The organism is Streptosporangium sp. NPDC023825 (genome assembly GCF_040639575.1).
In the GTDB taxonomy this organism is placed as follows: Bacteria; Actinomycetota; Actinomycetes; order Streptosporangiales; family Streptosporangiaceae; genus Streptosporangium.
This window is the reverse complement of record NZ_JBFAAE010000010.1, coordinates 91,480-105,234: the sequence shown is the minus strand read 5'-3', so window position 1 is coordinate 105,234 and position 13,755 is coordinate 91,480. Positions and strand designations below refer to the sequence as shown.

Genomic DNA, 13,755 nt, shown 5'->3' with positions numbered 1-13,755 from the left:
GCGGCGCCGAGTGGACCGGGTGCGTGCCGGATCGGGAGGTGCCGGGTCAGGCGGTGGAGCCGCCGTCCACCACGATGTCGGCGCCGACCACGAAGGCCGCCTCCTCGGAGGCCAGCCACAGGACGGTTCCGGTGATCTCGTCGAGGGAGCCGACCCTGCCGATCGGGAGCTGCCGGCTGATCCGCTCGGCCCGGTCGGTCTCCGTCTCGCCCGGCCGCATGGACATCGAGGTGTCGTGCGGGCCCGGGCTGAGCGCGTTGATCCTGACGCCCCGGCCGATGTACTCCAGGGCGGCGGTGCGCGTCAGCGCCGTCACCCCGGCCTTGGAGGCGGCGTAGGCGCCGAGGCCCGGTATGCGCTTGTGCGCCCCCACCTGGGAGGCGACGTTGACGATGACCCCGCCGCCACCGGCCAGCATCGCCGGGATCTCGTGCTTCATCGCCAGGAAGACGCCGGTCAGGTTGACGCCGACGACCCGGGTGAAGTCCTCCTCCGGCAGGTCGGCGACCTCGCCCATCGCGAAGACCCCGGCGTTGTTGATCGCGATGTCCAGCCCGCCGTGCCGCGCCACGACCTGCTCGACGAGTCCGGCGACCGAGGCGGAGTCGGAGACGTCCGCGACGAGGGCGGAGGCTCGGCCGCCGTCCGACTCGATGAGCTTCACGGTCTGCTCCAGCGCCTCCGGCCCCCGGGCGGCCACCACGACGCGGGCGCCCTCGCGGGCGAACCCGCGTGCCACGGCCCTGCCGATGCCCGTGCCGCCCCCGGTCACCAGAACCACCTTGTCCTGAAATTTCATGACGCCTCCATAGTAGATCGATCAGTCCAGAATGGTGAGTGCCTGAGCGGCGGCGTCGCGCAGCCGTACCGGGTCCGACGTCCCCTTGGCCGTGAGCCGCAACCCCTGGAGGAAGACCAGCAGGAAGCCCGCCAGCGCCCGCGGGTCGCGATCGGCGGGCAGCTCCCCCTGCGCCCGCGCCCGGGTCAGCGCCGACGCCAGCGCGGTCTCCAGCGCGGTCCACTCGCCCTCCACGCACCGGGCCACCTGCTCGTCGCCGGGGAGCATCTCCGCCGCCGCGTTCCCGATCATGCAGCCCCGCCGTCCCGCGTCCCCGACGGAGTCGCGGACGTAGCTCTCCACCAGGGCCCGTACGGCGGGGAGCGCGGGTCCCGGACGCGAGAGCGTCTCCATGTACAGCGGGCGGCGGATCTCCCGGTAGCGCCGCAGCGCCCGGAGGTAGAGCTCGTGCTTGCCGCCGAACGTGGCGTACAGGCTGGCCCGGCCGATCCCCAGGTGCTCCACCAGGTCGCTCATCGACGTCGCCTCGTAGCCGCGCTCCCAGAACAGGTCGAGCGCCGCCCGGAGGGCGGCGTCCGGATCGAACTCCTTCGTCCTCACCATGAAGGAAACGTAGAACAAACTAGAATGATCGGTCAAATAAGCTGTGGCCCGTCTCTGCCCCTGGTAAGAGGCGGGCCACAGCGAATCGGAAGTCGTGCTCACCGGCTACTCCCAGCGGAAGACCCGCGCGGCCAGTCCGACCGTGACCAGCACGGTCACCGCCATCACCACCAGGTGCAGCGGCTGGGGAGCCTGCCCGGCCCACGTGTCGCGGAGCGCGTCGGCGAACGGCGCCATCGGCAGGAAGTCCCCGATCCGCCGTACCAGCTCGGGCATGAGGTCCCGGGGGATCCACATCCCCGCCATGAACATCAGCGGGAACATCAGCAGCGAGCCGATGCCCGGCGCCACCTTCGCGTTGGGCGCCACCGCGGCGATCAGCAACCCCAGGCCCATCATCGAGGCCGTGCCGAGCACGAACACCCCCGCGAAGGCGAGCGGGCTCTTGGGCGGGACCGAGCCGAGGACGAGGTAGCCCAGGCCGATCAGGAGGAGGGTGGCGACGATCGTCGTCGCGAGGTTGTTGGCGAGCTGGGCGACCAGCAGCCGGACCGGGCTGACCGGGGTGGTGGACATCCGGCGCAGCACGCCGCTCTCCCGGTAGGTCACCAGCGTCGCCGGCAGGACGGTCAGCGCCACCGTCACCACCGCCAGGATCACCATCATGGCGGGCAGCTGGGTGTCGATGATCCGCTCCCCGCCCATCTCGGGGATCGCCTTCCGGTGGGTGGGGATCTGCCCGAGCGCGAGCAGGAGGACGAGAGGCAGCATTATCGAGAAGATCGGAGCGCCCGGGTCCCGCAGGAAGAGCTTGGCCTCGGTCAGGAGCATCTTGTTCATGAGGAGATCTTCTTTCCGGTGAGGCTGAGGAAGGCGTCGTCGAGGGTGGCCTGCTCCATGCGCAGGTCGGTGGGCGTTACACCGGCGGTGGAGAGGACGGTCGTGACCGCGAGGAGCAGGTTGCCGGTGCCGGTGACCGCGACCTGCCCGCCGCTGCGGCTCACCCTGGTCACCTCGGGCAGGGCCCTGAGCCGGGAGTCGTCGAGCGGTCCGGACAGCCGGAACCTGATGGTCTGCTGCCCGCCGACCTGGGCGATCAGGCCGGACGGGCTGTCCATCGCGACCACCCGGCCGGAGTCGATCAGCGCGAGCCGGTCGCAGAGCCGCTCGGCCTCCTCCATGAAGTGGGTGACGAGCAGGATCGTCACGCCGTCCTCGCGGACCCGCTCGATGAGCTCCCAGGTGTCGCGGCGGGCCTGGGGGTCCAGGCCGGTGGTGAGCTCGTCCAGGATCGCCACGCGGGGGTTGCCGATCAGCGCCAGCGCGATCGAGAGCCGCTGCTGCTGGCCGCCGGAGAGCTTGCCGTAGGGGGTGTCGCGCTTGCCGGCGAGCCCGACGCGCTCCAGCAGCTCCTCCCAGTTCGCCGGATTCCGGTAGAAGGAGGCGTACAGGTCGAGCGCCTCCCACACCTTGAGCTTCTCCGGCAGCGTGGAGCTCTGCAGCTGGACCCCCAGCTGCTCCTTGAGCTCGGCGCGGTGCAGACCCCCGAGCACGCTGACGGTGCCGGAATCGGGGACGCGCAGGCCGGCGACGCACTCCACGGTGGTCGTCTTGCCGGCGCCGTTGGGGCCGAGAACGCCGAAGATCTCGCCCTCTTCCACGGTGAACGAGACGTCGTCCACCGCCAGCTGGTCGCGGTACTGCTTGCGGAGGTTGCTGACCTCGATGACCTTCATGCCCACCGACGCTACGAGCCGCGACACGCCCGGAGAATCCGTCTACACCCCCGGCGGGGACGGGCCAGGCACCCACCGGGGGTGTGGTTACCCCCACCCCCTCGCGGCACCCGTCACCACTGGGCACGCCCGGCCGGATCACCGACACTTGACCCATGAAGACGTACGCGGTGACGGCCGGCAGGGCACTGGCCCTGGGAGCGATGGCGCTGCTGGACACGGTCCTGGTCGTCGTGACCCTGGCCGCGTTCGTGCTGGCGTTCGGCCTGGGGATGGTCTTCATGTTCCCTCCGGCAGCCCAGCTGATCAGGCGCCGCACCGCGCTCGCCAGGAGGTTGAACGGCACGTGGCTCGGGATCGCCGTGCCGGTGCCCTACCTGCCCCCGCCGCTGCCGACACGGCCCCAGCCCGACGGCTGGTACCGCCACGAGCGCCAGCTCTACAAGACGCCGCGGTGGCCCGACTGGAACAACCGCTGGAAGTGGATCGTCGGCGACCCGGCCACCTGGCGGGACGGGCTCTGGCTCTACCTCAACCCGGTGGTCGTCTGCGCCCTCCCGTTGCTGCCCCTCACCCTGGCCGGATGCGCCGTCCTGGCGGCGTGGTCCGCGGCCCCCGCGGCGCTGCCCCTGGTTCTGGGATGCGCCTCGGCCGTCGCGCTGGCCGCGACGCCGCTCCTGCTGCGGGGGTACGCGTGGTGGAACCAGCAGCTGCTGTCTCCCACGGACAGGTCCGTGCTCGCGGCGCGGATCCAGCGACTCGACCAGGCACGGCTGGCGACGGTCGACTCCCAGGCATCCGAGCTGCGGCGGATCGAGCGCGACCTGCACGACGGGGCGCAGGCGAGGCTCGTCGCGATGGGCATGACGCTCGGCGCGGTCGAGGAGCTGATGGACAAGGACCCCGCCGCGGCCAAGGCACTGCTCGCCAAGGTCAGGGAGGCCTCCTCCACGGCGCTCGTCGAGCTGCGCGACCTCGTCAAGGGCATCCACCCGCCGGTCCTGGCCGAGCGCGGCCTCGGCGACGCCGTGCGCGCCCTGGCGCTGGACAGCCCGCTGAAGGTCACGGTCACCGTGGACCTGGACATCCGCCCCGACTCGCCCGTGGAGTCGGCCGCCTACTTCTCGATCAGCGAGCTCCTCACCAACGCGACCCGCCACGGCGGCGCCGAGCGGGTGTGGATCGACATCAGCAGCAACGATCACGCGCTGCGCGTGGTCGTCACCGACGACGGCTCGGGGGGCGCCGACCCGTCCCTGGGCAGCGGTCTGCGCGGCATCGAGCGCAGGCTGGCGGCCTTCGACGGGGTGCTCGCGGTCAGCAGCCCGCGGGGCGGCCCGACCACGGCCACGTTCGACCTGCCCTACGCCCTCCTGAGCGAGAAGGGGCCGGACTGCAAGCCGTCCCTGCCCCGGGGCAAGGCCGCCGTCGTCGGGATCTGCTGGGGGATCGGCTGGCTCCCGCTCTTCCCGCAGGGACTGGTGACGATGGTCATGAAGCTCATCGACACCGACAACCGCAGCTGGTTCCTCGCGCTCTACCTGCCCGAGGCCCTGCAGTGGCCGCTGATCGTCTTCAACATCCTCCTGGGCCTGTCCATGTACGCCGCGGGCATGCTCATCCCCGTCATGCACGCCCGCCAGCAGCGGCTGGCGGAGGTCCTGCCGGCCCGCCTATGGTTGGGCCGGTGAGCCCGAGAGTCGTCATCGCCGAAGACCTGTACCTCCTGCGGGACGGCCTGGTCCACCTGCTCCAGGCGCACGACTTCGAGGTGGTGGCCGCAGTGGAGTCGGGGCCCGAGCTGCTGGGGGCGCTGACCGGGCTGCGGCCCGACGTGGCGGTGGTCGACGTGCGCCTGCCGCCCACGTTCACCGACGAGGGGCTCCAGGCCGCGCTGGCGGCGCGCCGGGCCGTTCCCGGCCTGCCGGTGCTCGTGCTGTCCCAGCACGTCGAGCAGCTGTACGCGCGCGAGCTCCTGGCCGACGGCTCGGGGGCGATCGGCTACCTCCTCAAGGACCGGGTCTTCAACGCCGAGCAGTTCGTCGACGCGGTCCGCCGGGTCGCCGCCGGGGGCACCGCGATGGACCCCGAGGTGATCGCCAAGCTGCTGGCCAGCACCGCCCGGCACCAGCCGCTCGGCGCGCTGACCCCGCGCGAGCGCGAGGTGCTGGAGCTGATGGCCGAGGGCCGCTCCAACGCGGCCATCTCCCAGCGCCTGTTCCTCAGCGAGAGCGCGGTCGGCAAGCACACGGCCAGCATCTTCGCCAAGCTCGACCTCGCCCCCTCCGACGACGACAACCGCCGCGTGCTCGCCGTCCTCACCTACCTCAACGCCGCCCGCGGCTGAGGCTCCCCGCTCCCTTTCTCCCCGGCCGGGTAGCGGTTCTGTCGGTCTCAGCGGATAACGTGCTGTCGAAGTACGGCTTCCGCGTGTGGGGGTGCCGTTCGGGACGAAGGGATGATCAGGTGAAGTTCCGGGTTAACCGTGATGTCCTGGCCGACGCGGTGGCCTGGGCGGCCCGGGTGCTGCCGAACCGGCCGGCCATCCCCGTGCTCTCCGGCCTGCTCCTGGAGGCCGACGACGGAGACCTCATGCTGTCGGCCTTCGACTACGACGTCTCCGCCCGCGTCTCGATCGACGCGGTCGTGGCGGAGCCCGGCCGGGTGCTGATCCCGGGCCGGATCCTCGCGGAGATCACCCGCAGCCTGCCCGGCGAGGTGGTGGAGGTTCTCACCAGCGGTTCCGAAGCGGTCCTCACCTGCGGCAGCGCGGAGTTCGGCCTGCTGACCATGCCGGTCGAGGACTTCCCCTCCCTCCCCGAGATGCCGCCGAAGATCGGCGCGGTCGGCGGCGTGGTCTTCGCGAGCGCGGTCGGCCAGGTGGCTCCGGCGGCCAGCCGCGACGAGAGCCTTCCCATGCTGACCGGCATCCGGGTCGACATCTCCGGCGACGACGTGACCATGGCCGCCACCGACCGCTACCGCATCGCGGCCAGGGAGTTCGGCTGGCGCCCCGAGGTGGCCGGTGCCACGGCCGCCGCGATGGTGCCCGCGCGGGTGCTCGTCGACGTGGCCAGGTCGCTGCGCGGCGGCGAGGTGTCGGTGGCGCTGGGTGACGGTATCGCCGGTTTCGAGAGCGTCGGCCGGGCCACCACGGTCCGCCTGCTCGACGAGCAGTTCATCGACTACCGCTCGCGGCTGACCGACGACTGGTCGATCCGGGCCGACCTGCCGGTGGCGCCGTTCATCGACGCGATCAAGCGGGTGGCGCTGGTCGCCGAGCGCCACACCGCGGTCCGGCTCTCCTTCGGCCAGGGACAGGTCCTCATCCAGGCGGGCGGCGCCGACATCGGCCGGGGCGCCGAGGTCGTCGACGCCGAGCTGTCCGGCGGCGACATCCAGATCGCCTTCCAGCCCCAGTTCCTGCTCGACGGGCTGAGCGGGGTCGAGACCGAGCTCGTCCGGCTCAACATGGAGTCGCCCAGCCGCCCGGCCCTCATCACGGAGGTTCCCGGCGACGCCGCCCCCTCCTTCCGCTACCTCGTGATGTCCCTGCGCCTGACCTGATCGCCCGGTGCCCGAGGCGCGAGGCCACGCCCGCATCGTGCCCAGGACGGCGCTGCACACGATGTGGGCCCCCTCACCGCCGGTGAGGGGGCCCACATCGTGTGAAGGCGAAGGATCGTGTGAAGGCGAAGGAGGACAGGGTCAGAGAGAGAGCTCCTGCTCCTCCGTCAGGGCGATCAGGATGTGCTCCATGCACGCGTGACCCGCGCGCTCGGCGGCGGCGGCGTCACCGACGGTGATCGCGCGGGCGATCGCCTCGTGCGGGATGTACGTGCTGTTCAGGGTGCTGTTCAGTGAGGTGCCCGCGGCGGTGATGCTGGCGCGCAGCGCCGCCGAGAAGTCCTCGTAGAGATCGATCAGCACGAGGTTGTGGGTGGCGCGAACGACCGCCATGTGGAAGGCGAGGTCGGCCTCGACGAACGCGTCGGGCTCTCCCCTCTCCCAGGCCCGCTCCCGCTCGGCCAGCGCCGCCTCGATCCCGGTGATGTCGGCGTCGGTGCGCCGGGTGGCGGCCAGCCTGGCGGCCTCCACCTCCAGCGCACGCCGCACCTCCAGGATCTCGAGCTGCTCGGCGGTGCGCAGCCGCCGCAGCATGGCCCCGGAGAGCTCGCTCGTGGCACGGACGTACGTCCCGTCGCCCTGGCGGCATTCCAGCAGCCCGGCGTGAGTGAGGGCACGCACCGCCTCGCGCACGGTGTTGCGCCCCACCCCGAGCTGCTCGGCGAGCACGGTCTCGGTAGGAATCTTCGCGTGCATCTGCCAGGAGTTAGAAGTGATCTGCTCCTTGAGTTGATCGATCACTTGGTCGACGAGGGATGCTCGCTGCGCCGTACGCAGACTCACCGTCCGCCTCCTCCGGAGAAACCAATCATCCTACGAATCAATGACTGGTAGACCCTAGTTATTCCGGAGGTGCAAAAACAAATCTGGAACTCCAGAAGTGGGACCGTCTTAACGGACCAGAGCCGAATCGACCGTCATACCCACCATCGCATCGCGCACTCCGGCAGTCTCAAGAGCCCTACGATACGCACTGGTCTGCTCGTCGACCACACCGACCTGGCCGTACAGGTCTCCCAGGTCACGCCAGGTCCGCGCGGTCTCCCGGTCGGGACCGGAGAACTCGTGCCGGACATCGCTCAGCAGCTGCCTGGCGGCGTTCAGGGCCGTCGTGGCGTCGTCGTCCTGGCCGCGGGTGAGCGCGGCACGGGCGAGAACCAGCTGCGCGGTGGCCCTGATGGCGCCCGCCTGGTCGCCCAGCGTGTCGAGGGCGGTTCCGGCCAGGGCGGTGGCACCCCGCGCGTCTCCGGCCCTCAGCTCGATGCGGGCGCGCACGACAAGGCTTCTGACGTACTCGTGGGCGTGCTCGGGGAACACGGCGAAGACCTCGCTCGCGGCGGTCACGAGCTCGCGGGCCTCGTCGAGCGGCTCGTCACCGCCGGCGGCGGCGAGACGGGCCCAGTCCGTCGCGATGAGGGCGAGTTGCGAGGCCATCCGCGCCGGGCGACCGGTCGCGATCGCGTCGTCGGCCAGGCGGACGGCCAGCGCGGAATCCTCGCCGTCGGCGGCGGTGATGCTCGCCCGCCAGAGGGCGTGGATCTCCGCCGTGCGGTTGACCGCGGCGGGAACGCCGTTGACCGACAGGATGTTCCGGACGTAGGACATGCTCGACGAACCGGACCCGCGGGTGCGGCCGATCCCCACCAGGGAGGCGGCCAGCTCGATGGCGATCTCTCCCTGCGCCAGGGGCAGCCGGTTGACCTCGCCGAGCGCGTGGACGGCCAGGTCGCGGGCGCGAAGGATGTCTCCGGCGCGCTGGTAGCAGCGGCTCAGCGCCACCGCCAGCGGCAGGTCGGCCAGACGCTCGGGATGGGCGGCCGCCTCGCGGCGGAGGCGCTCGAACGCCCTCACCGCCGAACCGACCTTGCCCTGGACCTCCAGGGCGCGGGCACGGCCGAACCGCGCGTGCGCGGCCAGCATGGCGTTCTCCTCGCCGGCGACCTTGACGATCTCGCCGAAGCGGTCCGCCGCGACGGACGGATTCCCGTGGAGGAGCTCCAGTTCCGCGTGGCGCAGGCCGAGTTCGGTGTCGATGCGCTGGCGCGGCTCGATCCCGTGCAGCAGGAACTCGGTGGTGCATCCCAGGCGCTCGGCCAGCAGGCGGGCGACCACGGGGGTCGGGGTCCGCTTGCCGGATTCGATGAGGGAGACGTAGCTGTCGGAAAGGTCCGGCCCTGCGAGCTGGGCCTGGGACATGCGCCTGCTCAGGCGAAGTCCGCGGACGCGGTCACCGATGGTTCCCTGACTCGGCATCTGATCTCTCAGGGCGGGGGATGGTCAATGTTCACGCCATGATTGCATGAAGAAGTCGAATCAGGTAACCCCGAGTGAAAAATCCTCACCGAAAAGTGTCAACGGTGCTCATGTTCCGTGGACACATTCCCGTGCCATTGCGGGCGCGGGACGCTAATCGTCCGAGTCGTTACCCCCGGGGAAGAGCATCTGGCAGACCTCCAGATAGAGGGTCTCCGGGTACGGAATGTAATTGACCCTCGACAGGGCCTGGTCCTGGCCGGCCGACTCCAGGACGAACTCGCCGTAGCCCAGCATGCGGCCGAGAATCGAGCGCTGGAAACTCATGTCGGTGACCTTGCTGAGCGGCATCATGTCGACCTTGCGGGTGATGAGCCCCGTGGTGAGCAGCATTCGCTTGGAGGTGACGACGAAGTAGTCGACGGACCACTCGGCGACTTTCCAGACGAAGCGGATGAGCAACAGCAGCCAGGCCCACCAGACGACGACGAGCGCGCCGCCGCCGCCCTGGTCGCCGAACCACTTGCTCAGCAGTCCGGCGAGGATCAGGCCGCCGAAAACCTCGGCGACCGCGCGAAGCAGCACGGCCGGGTGGCGCCGCACCATGATGACCTGGTGTTCGTGGGGGAGCAGGTAGCGGTTGACCGACGAGGGAGCGGAGTCCCCGTGGGTCACGAGCCTCATGACAGATGTGAGACGAATTGGGCCAGGGAATCGGCCGCCGTGTAAACCGTGTCCATGGCACCCCTCACAGCGTTGGCCGCGTCACCTGGTCGCGTGAACAGGAAGAACGCCACAAATCCGACAGCGCCGTACGTTAGGACCTTTTTAACCTGCACCTTGGCCTCCTACTACCGCTCACCCACTGCACCCGCCATATACATTACCCAGGGCCATGCCGAGGTAAAGCGCATCGGCCGATTCGGTCTCGTGCGCGTCGCGAGGATCCTGTCCGGGACCCTCGCGGGGCACTTTTCCGCCGGCGCGCCCGCCGTCGTCCGCCGCCTGCGTCACCCGCGCTCGCTCGCGACCAGCGCGAGGACCTCGAGGTGCTTGCGGGCGATCCGCTCGACCAGTGCCGGATGGGCGTGGCCGACCACCTCCAGCGCTCCGTAGTGAGCCGCCTCTATGCAACGGGTCACCGTGGTCGCCGGATGGATCTCCGAGAACTCGTCCCTGAGCGCGGCGCTGAAGTCCGCGTACGGGTCCGGCTCGGTGTCCGGGATGATTCGCTCGCTCATGGTTCTCCCTGGTGTGCGCCCGCGGCCTCGGCGGACCGGGGACACAGAAGAGATGTCTTCGCCACGCTTAGTACCCGGGGAACCACATTATGTAACTGTCGGTGGGTAGAAGAACCATCCTTTAAGGGAAAAGGATGGTGCTGGAATCCCGGAGGCGGGAAACACGGCGTTCGGACGGGCGCCGTACGGGATGCCGGGAGCGCTTCAGGCGACGCCGTAGAGACGGTCTCCCGCGTCGCCCAGCCCGGGGACGATGTAGCCGTTCTCGTTCAGCCGCTCGTCCAGGGCCGCGGTCACCAGGCGGATCGGCCTGCCGGTGCCGGCGAAGGCCTCGTCGAGATGGGCGATCCCCTCGGGCGCGGCCAGCAGGCACAGCGCGGTCACGTCGTCGGCGCCCCGGTCGAAGAGGAACTTGATCGCGGCCGCGAGGGTGCCGCCGGTGGCCAGCATCGGGTCGACCACGTAGACCTGGCGGCCAGAGAGGTCCTCGGGCAGGCGGGTGGCGTAGGTCTCCGCCTCCAGCGTGGACTCGTTGCGGATCATCCCGAGGAAACCCACCTCGGCCGTCGGCAGCAGCCGGGTCATGCCCTCCAGCATCCCCAGTCCCGCGCGCAGGATCGGGACCACCAGCGGATACGGGTGCGCCAGCCGCACGCCCCTGGCGGGGGCCACCGGGGTCTCCACCGACCACTCGGTGACGCGGACCTGCCTGGTCGCCTCGTAGGCCAGCAGGGTCACCAGCTCGTCGGCGAGACGCCGGAACGTGGGGGAGTCGGTGTTCACGTCCCGCAGCGCGGTCAGCTTGTGGGCCACCAGGGGATGGTCGACGACCAGGGTTTCCATGGTGGTCAAAGGTATCCTGGGCCGGCGGGCGGCGATGAGCCGGGGGGAAGACGGGCCACACCTGTTCGACATCGCCCGCTCACTCGGATTTGATCACAATTTGGTCGGAGAGGCCCACGTCGGTGCTTCGCTTCTGAAAGCATTGACCTCCGTAGAGAAAGCATTCGGTGGGGATGGCCATGTCAGACGAAGACTCGCTGGACTTTGCCATCGTGATCTACCGCGAGGACGACCGCTGGGAGGCGGAGATGCTCCCGGTGTCACTCACCTCCGACCTCGAGGGCCTCATCCACGCCCTGCGCCAGCAGCCGAGCATGAACGGCACGATTGGCCTGGTCGCCGTTGGGGATGAGTTCTTCGTGGCGCTACGGGTGTTCGGGGAGAGGGTCGAGGTGTTCCTCTCCGACATCGCCGCGTCCTGGGATTTCCCGCTCGCGCAGCAGGCGCTGGAATACCTGGACGTGCCGGTCCCCGACGAGGACGAACTCGACGCGATCCTCCAGGACGAGGAGACGGCGCTCCCCGCGGGAGACCTGTCCATCTTCGCCGACCTGGGCCTCGACGAGATGGAGCTCGGCATCCTGTCAGGGGATATCGACCTCCTCCCCGAGGACGTCCTGTCGAGCATCGCCGCGCGGCTGGGGTTCTCCGAGCCGTTCGAACGCGCCATCGACTCTGTGTTCGGCTGACCTCGGGAGATCGGCCATGCCCTCCAGACCAATCAACAGTGTGTTCTCCGCCGCCTTCGTCCGTACGACGGACGGTTGGAACGGTGCGGAGGTCGACCTCAGCGAGGCGGAGATCGCCGACGACCTCGGCGACGCCGTCCAGGAGCATCTGGGCCTCACCGGCGACGAGCTGGCCCTGTTGTGCGTGGAGGTGGAGGACGAGTGGTTCGCGATCGTGCGCTACCAGGGGGACCTGGAGCCGCGCACGTTCCTGTCCGACGCCCACGCGGGTCTCTCCGATGACCTGGGTGAGCTCTTCACCGAACTCGCCGGGGTGGCGGTCGACAAGGACACCCCCGACCTGGGCGTGCGGCCGGCGGGCGACTTCGAGCTGCTGAACGACCTCGGGCTGAGCTCCGAGGAACTCATCGAGCTCAGCATGGAGGAGGGCGCCCTCCCCGCGGACACGCTCTCGGTGATCGCCGAGCGGCTGGCCTTCGCCGACGAGCTCGACCGGCTGCGCTGACGGACGCGCCGTGACCAGCCCGATGTCGGCCGATGCGCGCTGACCGGCCCGGCGCCGGCGGGCGTACGGATGACAGGTTCGGCGCCGGCGGACGTACGGTGAGCGCCGCGGGGCCGGTGGACGTACAGATGACCGGCCCGGCGCCGGCGGGCGTACGGTGACCGGCTCGACGCCGGTGGGTTACGTCCGGGAGATGAGGCTCGCCCTGACGCAGGCCGTCGAGGCCGGAGCCCGCGGGGAGGTGCCCGTCGGCGCGGTCGTCCTCGGGCCCGACGGCTCCGTGCTGGCACAGGCGGGAAACGACAGGGAGGTGTCGGCCGACCCCACCGCGCACGCCGAGATGCTCGCCCTGCGGCAGGCCGCGAGCGCGCGCGGCCAGTGGCGGTTGAGCGGCTGCACGCTGGTGGTCACTCTGGAGCCCTGCACCATGTGCGCGGGGGCCGCCGTGCTCGCCCGGGTCGATCGCGTCGTCTACGGTGCGGTGGACCCCAAGGGCGGCGCCGCGGGGTCACTCTGGGACGTGCTCAGGGACCGCCGCCTCAACCACCGGCCCGAGGTCCTCGGAGGAGTCCTGGCGGGCGAATGCGCGGCGGTTCTCACCGAGTTCTTCACCGCTCGCCGGATGCGCGAGCAATAGCGGTTATCCGGTAAGCTGCTCCGCGGTGGAGTCGCCTAGTGGCCGAGGGCGCACGCCTCGAAAGCGTGTGATGGGGCAACCTATCCGTGGGTTCAAATCCCACCTCCACCGCCACAGAAAGAGCCCCTGACCGCGTACGCGGCTCAGGGGCTCTTCGCGTATCACCACCCTGCCCGGGCGGCACCGATCCCGGCCCTGATCCTGACCCCGATCTCGATCTTGGGCGAGTGCGCGCGAGACAGGCTGCCGCCGGGCCGAGACGATCAACGCGAGGGCGACGCCCGCCAGCCTCGAGCCCGGGATCGTCCTGATCGTCTTCGCGGTCCTCCCGGACGCCCGCGATCACGCGTCGCGACCGTGGAGAGCCGGCCCTCTCCGGCCGCCGCGTGGAAGGGTCCGGTTTCCCGCGGGTGGGTCCAGGGTCCGCTCGCGGAAGGGGTCGGCTTTCCGCGAGCGGGTCCAGGAGCGGCTGCGGAGGGGTTCAACTCTCCGCGGGCAGTTCCAGGACTCGCGCGTGCAGGACCGAGCGCTGGTGCAGGGCCGAGCGCAGCGCCCGGTGCAGGCCGTCCTCCAGATAGAGGTCGCCGCGCCACTGGACCACGTGCGGGAACAGGTCACCGTAGAACGTGGAGTCCTTGGCGAGCAGGGAGTGCAGGTCGAGCACCGCTTTCGTGGTGATCAGGGTGTCGAGCCGGACCTGTCGCGGCGGTATCTGCGCCCACTCGCGATGCGAGAGACCGTGTTCGGGATAGGGCCGTTCGTCGCCGACCAACTTAAAGATCACGGTATGTAGTTTAGGAGAGAATCCCGCCTCCTGCCCGG

Annotated in this window: 16 protein-coding genes and 1 tRNA gene; 7 read left to right on the top strand and 10 right to left on the bottom strand. The window is 70.3% G+C overall.

Translation table 11 applies throughout. The features are described from left to right. Nucleotides 1–46: 46 nt before the first annotated feature. The 4 genes from AB0G15_RS12245 to AB0G15_RS12230 all read right to left on the bottom strand — a co-directional run bounded on the left by AB0G15_RS12245 (nt 47) and on the right by AB0G15_RS12230 (nt 3,138). Nucleotides 47–799: an SDR family NAD(P)-dependent oxidoreductase gene (locus AB0G15_RS12245; RefSeq protein WP_362837971.1), complete on the bottom strand. Its 753-nt coding sequence runs from the start codon at nt 797–799 to the stop codon at nt 47–49. Between the two features lie 21 nt (nt 800–820). Continuing rightward, entirely contained in the window at nt 821–1,402 is a 582-nt protein-coding gene (locus AB0G15_RS12240; protein ID WP_362837968.1) for a TetR/AcrR family transcriptional regulator, read from the bottom strand. Between the two features lie 105 nt (nt 1,403–1,507). Then, on the bottom strand, nt 1,508–2,242 hold the full coding sequence (locus AB0G15_RS12235) for an ABC transporter permease (RefSeq protein WP_362837966.1): 735 nt from the start codon (nt 2,240–2,242) through the stop codon (nt 1,508–1,510). Then, nucleotides 2,239–3,138: an ABC transporter ATP-binding protein gene (locus AB0G15_RS12230; RefSeq protein ID WP_362838162.1), complete on the bottom strand. Its 900-nt coding sequence runs from the start codon at nt 3,136–3,138 to the stop codon at nt 2,239–2,241. The genes AB0G15_RS12235 and AB0G15_RS12230 overlap by 4 nt, the downstream gene beginning before the upstream one ends. A gap of 155 nt (nt 3,139–3,293) precedes the next feature. Here AB0G15_RS12230 and AB0G15_RS12225 point away from each other — a divergent pair, with 155 nt between their 5' ends. From AB0G15_RS12225 to dnaN, 3 genes are all read left to right on the top strand, one after another. Then, nucleotides 3,294–4,829 (top strand): histidine kinase, encoded by a 1,536-nt coding sequence (locus AB0G15_RS12225; protein WP_362837963.1) that lies wholly within the window; start codon nt 3,294–3,296, stop codon nt 4,827–4,829. Continuing rightward, the gene (locus tag AB0G15_RS12220) at nt 4,826–5,485 is read left to right on the top strand and encodes a response regulator transcription factor (RefSeq protein ID WP_362837960.1); all 660 of its coding nucleotides are present in this window, start codon (nt 4,826–4,828) and stop codon (nt 5,483–5,485) included. The genes AB0G15_RS12225 and AB0G15_RS12220 overlap by 4 nt, the downstream gene beginning before the upstream one ends. 119 nt (nt 5,486–5,604) lie before the next feature. After that, nucleotides 5,605–6,705 (top strand): DNA polymerase III subunit beta, encoded by a 1,101-nt coding sequence (gene dnaN / locus AB0G15_RS12215; protein WP_362837958.1) that lies wholly within the window; start codon nt 5,605–5,607, stop codon nt 6,703–6,705. A gap of 141 nt (nt 6,706–6,846) precedes the next feature. Here the strand turns inward: dnaN and AB0G15_RS12210 are convergent, their stop codons facing one another. The 5 genes from AB0G15_RS12210 to upp form a co-directional block, all read right to left on the bottom strand. Next, nucleotides 6,847–7,548, bottom strand: a complete 702-nt coding sequence (locus AB0G15_RS12210) for a FadR/GntR family transcriptional regulator (RefSeq protein ID WP_362837956.1) — start codon at nt 7,546–7,548, stop codon at nt 6,847–6,849. Between the two features lie 108 nt (nt 7,549–7,656). Beyond that, the gene (locus AB0G15_RS12205; RefSeq protein WP_362837954.1) at nt 7,657–9,018 is read right to left on the bottom strand and encodes a helix-turn-helix transcriptional regulator; all 1,362 of its coding nucleotides are present in this window, start codon (nt 9,016–9,018) and stop codon (nt 7,657–7,659) included. A 153-nt stretch (nt 9,019–9,171) separates the two neighbouring features. Next, nucleotides 9,172–9,702: a PH domain-containing protein gene (locus tag AB0G15_RS12200; RefSeq protein WP_362837952.1), complete on the bottom strand. Its 531-nt coding sequence runs from the start codon at nt 9,700–9,702 to the stop codon at nt 9,172–9,174. 326 nt (nt 9,703–10,028) lie between these two features. Next, complete coding sequence (locus AB0G15_RS12195; protein ID WP_329087977.1) at nt 10,029–10,259, bottom strand: hypothetical protein; 231 nt, start codon at nt 10,257–10,259, stop codon at nt 10,029–10,031. Nucleotides 10,260–10,463: 204 nt separating this feature from the next. Next, a complete protein-coding gene (gene upp / locus AB0G15_RS12190; protein WP_362838159.1) occupies nt 10,464–11,102 on the bottom strand; it encodes a uracil phosphoribosyltransferase in 639 nt (212 codons plus the stop codon). A gap of 179 nt (nt 11,103–11,281) precedes the next feature. Between upp and AB0G15_RS12185 the strand changes: the two genes are divergently transcribed. The 4 genes from AB0G15_RS12185 to AB0G15_RS12170 all read left to right on the top strand — a co-directional run bounded on the left by AB0G15_RS12185 (nt 11,282) and on the right by AB0G15_RS12170 (nt 13,047). Continuing rightward, nucleotides 11,282–11,791, top strand: coding sequence for a tRNA adenosine deaminase-associated protein (locus AB0G15_RS12185; protein WP_362688075.1), 510 nt, complete (start codon nt 11,282–11,284; stop codon nt 11,789–11,791). Nucleotides 11,792–11,807: 16 nt separating this feature from the next. Beyond that, nucleotides 11,808–12,296: a tRNA adenosine deaminase-associated protein gene (locus AB0G15_RS12180; protein WP_362837950.1), complete on the top strand. Its 489-nt coding sequence runs from the start codon at nt 11,808–11,810 to the stop codon at nt 12,294–12,296. A gap of 193 nt (nt 12,297–12,489) precedes the next feature. Beyond that, nucleotides 12,490–12,933: a tRNA adenosine(34) deaminase TadA gene (gene tadA / locus AB0G15_RS12175; protein WP_362837948.1), complete on the top strand. Its 444-nt coding sequence runs from the start codon at nt 12,490–12,492 to the stop codon at nt 12,931–12,933. Nucleotides 12,934–12,957: 24 nt separating this feature from the next. Next, nucleotides 12,958–13,047 (top strand) — tRNA-Ser (locus AB0G15_RS12170). Between the two features lie 367 nt (nt 13,048–13,414). Here AB0G15_RS12170 and AB0G15_RS12165 read toward each other — a convergent pair. After that, entirely contained in the window at nt 13,415–13,717 is a 303-nt protein-coding gene (locus AB0G15_RS12165; protein WP_362837946.1) for a type II toxin-antitoxin system VapB family antitoxin, read from the bottom strand. Nucleotides 13,718–13,755 lie beyond the last annotated feature (38 nt).

Bases quoted from the DNA above. Each gene is read 5' to 3' on its own strand.
- AB0G15_RS12245 (WP_362837971.1), bottom strand. From the start codon at position 799: ATGAAATTTCAGGACAAGGTGGTTCTGGTGACCGGGGGCGGCACGGGC.
- AB0G15_RS12240 (WP_362837968.1), bottom strand. From the start codon at position 1,402: ATGGTGAGGACGAAGGAGTTCGATCCGGACGCCGCCCTCCGGGCGGCG.
- AB0G15_RS12235 (WP_362837966.1), bottom strand. From the start codon at position 2,242: ATGAACAAGATGCTCCTGACCGAGGCCAAGCTCTTCCTGCGGGACCCG.
- AB0G15_RS12230 (WP_362838162.1), bottom strand. From the start codon at position 3,138: ATGAAGGTCATCGAGGTCAGCAACCTCCGCAAGCAGTACCGCGACCAG.
- AB0G15_RS12225 (WP_362837963.1), top strand. From the start codon at position 3,294: ATGAAGACGTACGCGGTGACGGCCGGCAGGGCACTGGCCCTGGGAGCG.
- AB0G15_RS12205 (WP_362837954.1), bottom strand. From the start codon at position 9,018: ATGCCGAGTCAGGGAACCATCGGTGACCGCGTCCGCGGACTTCGCCTG.
- AB0G15_RS12200 (WP_362837952.1), bottom strand. From the start codon at position 9,702: ATGAGGCTCGTGACCCACGGGGACTCCGCTCCCTCGTCGGTCAACCGC.
- AB0G15_RS12195 (WP_329087977.1), bottom strand. From the start codon at position 10,259: ATGAGCGAGCGAATCATCCCGGACACCGAGCCGGACCCGTACGCGGAC.
- upp (WP_362838159.1), bottom strand. From the start codon at position 11,102: ATGGAAACCCTGGTCGTCGACCATCCCCTGGTGGCCCACAAGCTGACC.
- AB0G15_RS12185 (WP_362688075.1), top strand. From the start codon at position 11,282: ATGTCAGACGAAGACTCGCTGGACTTTGCCATCGTGATCTACCGCGAG.
- AB0G15_RS12180 (WP_362837950.1), top strand. From the start codon at position 11,808: ATGCCCTCCAGACCAATCAACAGTGTGTTCTCCGCCGCCTTCGTCCGT.
- tadA (WP_362837948.1), top strand. From the start codon at position 12,490: ATGAGGCTCGCCCTGACGCAGGCCGTCGAGGCCGGAGCCCGCGGGGAG.